This is a genomic window from Stieleria mannarensis (assembly GCF_014154935.1).
GTDB lineage: Bacteria > Planctomycetota > Planctomycetia > Pirellulales > Pirellulaceae > Stieleria > Stieleria mannarensis.
Genome location: NZ_JACEHH010000258.1, coordinates 1 through 221, shown reverse-complemented (window position 1 = coordinate 221; position 221 = coordinate 1). Strand labels below are relative to the sequence as shown.

At 49.8% G+C, this 221-nt stretch carries 1 protein-coding gene; it reads left to right on the top strand.

Annotated elements, in window-relative coordinates:
• A partial coding sequence (locus tag H1B37_RS33255) for a transposase (RefSeq protein ID WP_182871562.1) occupies positions 1 to 221 on the top strand: 221 nt, incomplete at both ends.

The following is a 221-nucleotide window of genomic DNA, read 5'->3' as shown; positions in this document are numbered from 1 at the left end:
TGGGCAGGTAAATTCTTAGATCAATGGTGCACCCGAGCGATGCGTTCAAAGATCGCGCCGATGAAAGAGATGGCACGAACACTTCGTCGACACCGAGAGGTCTTGCTAAACTGGTTTCGAGCTCGTGGGCAGGTCTCAAACGGGACTGTGGAAGGCTTTAATAACAAAGCCAAGCTAGCGATGAAAAAGGCCTACGGTTTCAAATCCTTCGAAACGATCGA